At 45.5% G+C, this 7,347-nt stretch carries 8 protein-coding genes; 4 read left to right on the top strand and 4 right to left on the bottom strand.

Features of this window, described 5'->3' with window-relative positions:
• The 4 genes from MD535_RS21860 to cyoE all read left to right on the top strand — a co-directional run.
• On the top strand, positions 1-793 hold a 793-nt coding region (locus tag MD535_RS21860), incomplete at its 5' end, for an SURF1 family protein (RefSeq protein ID WP_265677163.1).
• Positions 790-1,410, top strand: coding sequence for a hypothetical protein (locus MD535_RS21855; RefSeq protein ID WP_265677162.1), 621 nt, complete (start codon positions 790-792; stop codon positions 1,408-1,410). The genes MD535_RS21860 and MD535_RS21855, both read left to right, overlap by 4 nt.
• 90 nt (positions 1,411-1,500) lie before the next feature.
• Entirely contained in the window at positions 1,501-2,703 is a 1,203-nt protein-coding gene (locus MD535_RS21850) for a COX15/CtaA family protein (RefSeq protein WP_265677161.1), read from the top strand.
• The gene (gene cyoE, locus MD535_RS21845) at positions 2,700-3,713 is read left to right on the top strand and encodes a heme o synthase (protein WP_265677160.1); all 1,014 of its coding nucleotides are present in this window, start codon (positions 2,700-2,702) and stop codon (positions 3,711-3,713) included. Before MD535_RS21850 ends, cyoE begins: the two co-directional genes overlap by 4 nt.
• 54 nt (positions 3,714-3,767) lie before the next feature.
• On the opposite strand, the gene MD535_RS21840 is transcribed toward cyoE, so the two are convergent.
• The 4 genes from MD535_RS21840 to MD535_RS21825 are packed head-to-tail and all read right to left on the bottom strand — an operon-like array spanning position 3,768 to position 7,072.
• Positions 3,768-4,673, bottom strand: a complete 906-nt coding sequence (locus MD535_RS21840; RefSeq protein ID WP_265677159.1) for an amino acid ABC transporter permease — start codon at positions 4,671-4,673, stop codon at positions 3,768-3,770.
• Positions 4,674-4,676: 3 nt separating this feature from the next.
• On the bottom strand, positions 4,677-5,501 hold the full coding sequence (locus tag MD535_RS21835; RefSeq protein ID WP_265677158.1) for a transporter substrate-binding domain-containing protein: 825 nt from the start codon (positions 5,499-5,501) through the stop codon (positions 4,677-4,679).
• A 27-nt stretch (positions 5,502-5,528) separates the two neighbouring features.
• Positions 5,529-6,350: an amino acid ABC transporter permease gene (locus tag MD535_RS21830; protein WP_265677157.1), complete on the bottom strand. Its 822-nt coding sequence runs from the start codon at positions 6,348-6,350 to the stop codon at positions 5,529-5,531.
• Positions 6,350-7,072 carry an amino acid ABC transporter ATP-binding protein gene (locus MD535_RS21825; protein ID WP_265677156.1) on the bottom strand — a complete coding sequence of 241 codons (723 nt, stop codon included), beginning with the start codon at positions 7,070-7,072 and terminating at the stop codon, positions 6,350-6,352. The genes MD535_RS21830 and MD535_RS21825 overlap by 1 nt, the downstream gene beginning before the upstream one ends.
• Between the last annotated feature and the right edge of the window lie 275 nt (positions 7,073-7,347).

Below are 7,347 nucleotides of genomic sequence, written 5' to 3'. Positions count from 1 at the left end.
TAGTATGCTGTCGGCTTGGTTTTGGACGGCGTTGATTTTAACTGTGGTCGTCTTTTCGTTATTGGTCAAATTGGGTTTCTGGCAATGGGAGCGTGGGTTAGAAAAACAAGATATTGAATCCATGCTTGCAGAACGAGCTCAGCAGCCACCCACATTACTGTCAGAACAGGATATTCCCACCGCGGTTAGCATGGCTAACGTTGATGCCGCTCAACATGAATATCGTGCTTTTCTTGGTTATCCCATATTGGCGAAGTTGCAACCTGAACCGATTCTATTTTATCTCGATAACCAAACGGTTGATGGCAAAGTTGGCTATTTGGTGTACCAACTCACGCAAGATTCTAGCGGTCGCCGCATCATGCTTGAATTAGGTTTCGCTCCAGTGATGGGCAATCGAGATGCGCTGCCTTATATCTCTCCCTTTACGGGCCATGTGCAAGTGACGGGACGTTTATATCAGAAGCAACCGAATCCATTAGGAAATGCGCTGTATTTAGAAACGTTACCGATGTTGCAAGAGGTTAACGCGAGCACATATAAAACTTATAGAATTCAGAACTTGAATTTAGCTGACATGGCCGAGTGGATGACCCAACCTTTACTTGGTTGGGTCATCCAGCCCACAGACGGGTCAACGGGTAATGTGCATCCTTGGAAGCCGATATCAATGAATTCTAACAAGCACTTTGGTTATTCATTGCAATGGTTTTCTATGGCGGCGGTGTTTGCATTCATTATGCTTGCTGTCGCCAGAAGATCGTTCAAATCATCTCGCAAGGAGGCGTCATGAGCGAAGAGAACACGTTACAGCACCAACACAAAAACACGCCAGATTCGCTAAGAAAGCACAACGACTCGGGGACAAATCGTCGTGCTCAGTGGAAAGGTAGGCTGACCCTACTTGTGCTTATTTTATTCTTTGCCCTGCCTTTTATTTTCGCCAAAACGATTTTGTCTAATCATTGGTATCAATCTGGCGTTACCAACCACGGAGTGCTTGTTGAGCCAAGAGTTACCCTTGGAGATCTTGGCGTAAATAATCCGTTGCAACACGAAAGCTGGCAACTTGGCTATATGCTTCCAAGCGTTTGCCAAGCCGCGTGTCAAAATCGTTTATTCGTTTTAGGGCAAACCTATATTGCATTGGGGCGCCACCAAGAGCGAGTGACGCCAGTTGTTTATGTATTACCCGGTCAAACGGTGCCTGAATTTCCTGACTCGGTGATGATGGTAGAGGTGACTGAGCAATTTGTCAGTGCAGTTCCAAAGGAAGGGTATGTGATTGTCGATACATTAGGACAGCTCGTCATGTCTTTTGAGGCGACGACTGCTGAGAATGAAGCATCACACAGTAAAGGAGTGCTAACGGATTTACGTAAGCTACTTAAATTGTCACGTGTGGGGTAAAGCATTGATGTGACTTAATGGTTGGTTCATTTGCTAAAAAGCTCACGTTTCGCCGCATGGAAGCAGAAAGTGAGATAACAAGGAGTCGCTATGAAATTGATTCATCTAATCAGATTGAGTTTAGTACTGACTGTGATTGTCATTGCGATGGGGGCCTATACTCGACTGGCGGATGCGGGGCTTGGGTGTCCGGATTGGCCAGGGTGTTACGGACAGTTGACCGTGCCTACGGATAAAGTGGAAGTGCAAGTGGCTAACACGCTATATCCCGAAAGGGCTGTGGAGCAAGACAAGGCTTGGCTTGAAATGATACATCGCTACTTAGCGGGTGGTTTAGGGTTACTGGTATTTATGATCACTGTGACTGGTATTGTCAAAGAGCGCCGCAGAATGGGCTTGGTACTACCGTTATCCTTGTCGGTTGTTATTATTTTTCAAGCGGCACTGGGCATGTGGACGGTGACACTGAAACTCATGCCAATTATTGTAATGGGGCACTTACTGGGCGGCTTTACCATGTTTTCACTGCTGTTTTTTAGTTATCTACGGTTACGACCTAGTGTTGAAATCGATAGACGAAAAGAACAAGCAAGCGCCAATGACCTTTCGGCATCACCCCAACGCCAGCCTTTCCAACCTAAAGTTGTTACACCGAACCAAACATTAGTGACAGCGCCGATTTCGAGAAAGTTTTCTGAACTTGGATTACCTCGTTCACTGAAGTCTTTAGCCGTAGTTGCCCTCGCGTTAACCATTATTCAGATCATGCTCGGTGGATGGACGTCGTCAAATTACGCAGCGGTGGTGTGCACAAGCTTACCAATATGTGAAGGGCAGTGGTTTGAGTCCTTGGACTTTATCACGGCCTTTACACCCGTGCATTTTGGGGTAGAAAACTATGAGTTTGGGGTTTTAGATTATGCAGCACGCATGACCATTCATGTTACACATCGTATAGGCGCAATGTTGGTGACGGTTGTTGTGGGAGTGCTGATTTATCAATTAATGCGTCAGCCACACAGTGCCTTGAAGCGCCTCGGTAAAGCATTAGCGACAATGTTAGTGATGCAATTGCTACTTGGTGTGAGCAATGTCGTGTTTCATTTACCATTAGGCGTTGCAGTGCTTCATAACCTAGGAGCGGCGTTGCTTCTATTAACGTTGATTAAGACGAATTATGTCATCCGCACAATGCGAGTGACCACGCTCAGCAAGCCTACGTTTAGTGTTATCGAATCTTATGATGAGATTTCGCCCGAAAAAGTATCTAGAGACAAGGAGAGATCTCTATGAACAAAGTAACGACTGTATCCACAGCGACTGTATCCACAGCGGCTGTATCCACTGCGGTAGTATCCACAACGGCTTCGACCACACAGGCTGGTGGCGTTTCGCTTAACCCTTCTCGTAGTGCACCAGTTAAAACTGTCGCGGATCACCAAGTTGACTGGAGAGTCTACCTTACGCTCACCAAGCCTAAAGTGGTGGCGCTCATGATCCTTACTGCACTGGTTGGGATGTGTTTGGCGGTTCCGGGGGCATTACCATTGCAACAAACGATCATGGGGTTGCTGGGTATTGCATTGATGGCGGGTTCAGCCGCAGCGTTTAATCACCTAATTGATCGCCGAATTGATGGAATTATGGCTCGTACCCATAAACGCCCACTGCCATCGGGTGAGTTGAGCGTACTTAAGGTGTCGGTGTTTGCCTCAGGGATTGGGGTTGCGGGTTTCGTCATTCTCGCGGCAATCGTCAATTGGTTGACCGCGTGGCTTACGTTTGCAAGTTTATTGGGTTATGCGGTGGTATATACCTTATATTTGAAACGCGCAACCCCCCAAAATATCGTGATTGCAGGGATCGCGGGGGCAATGCCCCCTTTACTTGGATGGACAGCTGTCACCGGTGAGCTTCATGCGAATGCGTGGTTATTGGTCATGATTATCTTTATTTGGACACCACCACACTTTTGGGCATTGGCGATTCATAGAAAGGACGATTACGCTAAAGCAGACATTCCAATGCTACCTGTGACCCATGGTGTCGAGTATACGAAAACTTCTATTTTGCTTTATACCATTTTATTGGCGTTAGTGTGCTTAATGCCAGCATTAGTGGGAATGACAGGGCTGCTTTATCTCATAGGCTCAACAGGTTTGAGTGCTGGATTCATTTACTATGCGTGGAAATTAAAATACGCTGCGAATAACAAAACCGCGATCGAAACCTTTAAGTTTTCAATCATTCACTTGATGGTGTTGTTTGTTGTTCTGCTGGTGGATCATTATTTGCCTATTTAATGAGAGGTATGGACGGTTATATCGGCAACTAAAGGTCTTTGCTATTCTCCACACCTAAGGATGGTGTCGTGATTCAAGGCGTTTAAATAGCAGTGAAAGTGATAAGCACAAAATGAAGTAACATAAGCCAACAATCAGCCATATTTCGAAGATGAGACCGGAAGAGTTAGCGATTTCGGTGCCAACAAATGTCATTTCTTGTATCGAGATTAAAGAAACGATCGAGGTGTCTTTTACTAAAGAAATGGCCTGTCCCGCAAGAGCTGGACTTATCATGGTTAAGACTTGCGGGGCAATCACGTCTTTATATTGGCCCCAAGTCGACAGCCCTAGTGTCTTACCTGCTTCCCATTGTCCTTTTGGTATTGCCGCCAATCCAGAACGGACAATTTCGGCCACATACGCTGAGGACAGTAACCCAATGCAAACAACCCCAGACAGTAAGTTCTCCCATAATCGACTAGGACCAAACAGAAAAGACTGAATACCATTAATTGATCCTGAATGTTCTCTTAGAATTTCGGTTAGTCCGAGTAATGGAATGAGTTGATTAGAAACAAAAAAGTAAAAAATAAAGATGAATACGAGTGGTGGTATATTCCTGACTAACTGAATGAATAAGTTTGCAGGAATCGCAAATGCTCTAATCGCTGAGTGTTTGGCCAGTCCGAGTAATGTCCCTAGCGATAATGCTAGCAACATTCCCCATAGACTGAGTCGAAGTGTTGAAAGAATGCCTTGAACAAAATAGGGCAGACTGCCATCTGCCCTTGGAGTGAAAACCAACGCGAATGCTTCGTGCCATCTCCACTGGTAGTGAATACCAATAGATGAACGGTAACCAAGCCATACGACTAACATCGCTACTAGTGTTAATAGCACTACATCGAGTGTATTTAGGCGCCAACGTTGTAAACGTGGCTGCTGAGGCTTGGTTGAAAGCGCGTCGGGATTGCTCATTCTTTATTGTCCAGTTGCGACTTGGTTTTGCCAGTCGAGGGTAGAGAACCAGAATTCATAGCGCTCTTTTAACCAGCCATCATCCGTTCGGGCTTGGATCCATTGGTCAAAAAACGCAGTTTTGTCGTCTTCACCTAAACGCACAGCGAAAGCTTCGTTGCCTTTAGAGAGACGGTCGTCAAACGGGATAAAGAGAGCGTTTGAGTTTTTCACTGCCTCATGTTCAGGTTTTGGGCTAGAGGCAATAACAGCATGAGCATTGCCATTAAGCACTTCTTGGAATGCTTGAGCGTCGTCATCGAATTGAAGAACTTTAGCTTTAGGGAAGGTTTCGCGCGCAACCTGTACAGTATAAGCGCCTCGACGAGCTGCTATTTTAACGCGTCGTGAGTTAAAGTCTTCAATGGTGGAGAATCCGGCAGCAAGTTTTTTGCTTGCCGCAATTTGTACGCCAGAATGTGAGTATGGTTGCGTGAAGAGCACGCTTTTAGAGCGCTCAGGTGTAATGGACATGCCACCAATGATGACATCAAATTTTTGTGATAATAGTGCTGGAATGATACCGTCCCATGCGGTTGGAACAAATTCAACTTTCCAGCCAGAATCTGCCGCTAATCGTTTTGCCACATCAATTTCAAAGCCGACGAGATCCCCTTGCTTGTCGCGCATTGCCCATGGAACGAAGGTAGACATACCAACGCGTAATGTACCTCTTTCATTAATTTTGTCGAGGTTTGGTGTATCGCTAGCATAAGCGCTAATGGATGCGCTTAGCCCCAAAAGCAGAACCGCCGCGGCCTTGGTTACTGTCGTTAATGTCCTTTTCATCGTGTGGCTCCTTGAGTACAAATGAGGTTAGGTCGTTTTTTCGGTGTTTAGTCTATGCTCTAGCCAAGCTGAAACAGCCGATAGCGAGAGTGTTAATACCAAATAAATAGCCGCAACGGTAAACCATATTTCAAACGGCATCGCGGTTTCGGAAACAATATTTCGCCCTTCGGTAGTAAGGTCAAAAATCGCCATGACACTAACAATAGAAGAGTTTTTAATCAGTGATACAACCTCATTGGTGAGCGGCGGCAGAGTGCGGCGCACGACTTGAGGTAATATCACATCGTAATAGGTGAAAAATGGTGATAGCCCGACGCTTCGGCACGCTTCTTTTTGGCCCTTGGGAATACTCATTAACCCCGCTCGGAGTATCTCTGCCGTGTACGCGCCTTGAAATAGTGCGAGTGCGAGTACAGCTGTAAAGAAGCGGTCGAGCCCAATGATTGGGCCGAAAACGAAGTAAAGTAGGTAGATTTGTACCAGCAGAGGGGTATTTCGAATCCCCTCAACGTAGCAGTGCGCAATACCTCTTCCCACAATAGAATCTGAACGCTTTAGTAGGGCTGTGACTAAACCAAATATGAGGGTGAAGATCAGCGCCACGGCGCTAATTTGTATGGTTACTAACAACCCATCAAGTAGCTCGGCAGGCCACCATGTTCCATCTTCATAAAAGGCGAGGTAATGTGGCACTCGTTCCCATTGCCAATGGTATCCCATGTTTTGAGCACCGCTATCTAGCAGCCAAATTAGGCCAAAGATAATGATGGCTATTTGTAATAGTGCTGAAGCGACTGGCTTAATGATGGTTACCAGAGCTGATTGAGATGCTGCTTTTGATGTCATCAATGGTTAAGGATCTTATCTAAAAATGCTTTGGTACGAGGGTGAGCGGGAGCGTCAAAGATAGTACTAGGTGAGGCTAATTCGATAATACGACCTTCATCCATAAAAACCACTTTATCAGCGACTCGCTTAGCAAACCCCATTTCGTGAGTGACACAAAGCATTGTCATCCCTTCTTCTGCAAGCTCTATCATCACATTTAGCACTTCACTAATCATTTCAGGGTCGAGCGCGGAAGTGGGTTCATCAAACAACAATATGGTGGGTTTCATACATAGCGAGCGAGCAATTGCGACGCGTTGCTGTTGCCCTCCAGAAAGCTGAGATGGGTACTTGTGTGCCTGATCGGCTATTTTGACTCGGGCGAGCATTTCGAGCCCACGTTCATTTGCGGCGGCTTTTGATAGCTTGAGTGTGCGAATAGGCGCTAACGTGAGGTTTTCAAGTACGGTTAGGTGTGGAAATAGGTTGAAATGCTGAAACACCATCCCGACTTGTCCCGGGGCAATATTCTTGGCGTTATTAGGGTGGCCAAGTACGGTAATAGCACCACTATTGTGCTGTTCTAGCCCGTTAACACAGCGAATGAGCGTCGATTTTCCAGAGCCAGACGGTCCGCAAATAACGACAATTTCACCTTGTTTAACGTTTAAATTGATACCGTTGAGCGCTTGGAATTCACCAAACCATTTATCGACATTGTCAAAGACTACTGCGTTCACTAAAATTCATTTTCTTGTTATTTTTTCTTACCTTACCAACAACGGTAACGGCGAACAATCCTTTAAACCTTGTTGATAGATTAAATATCATGTCATTTAGACATAATGATGTTTATTTGTACTCGGTAGATGGCAGTCTAAATGACACGTTTTAATTGTGGATTTGTTGTTAAATTTCATATAATTCAATTGGTTATATTTTTTACTCTTTTGGCACGGTAAGTGCAATTACCCAGTAGTTAATAAATGGCTTTGGCTATGCACCAGAGCAAGGA

This window comes from Vibrio qingdaonensis (assembly GCF_026191675.1).
GTDB classification, from domain to species: domain Bacteria; phylum Pseudomonadota; class Gammaproteobacteria; order Enterobacterales; family Vibrionaceae; genus Vibrio; species Vibrio qingdaonensis.
The sequence above is the reverse complement of the archived record's forward strand: the minus strand, read 5'-3'. Positions and strand labels throughout refer to the sequence as shown.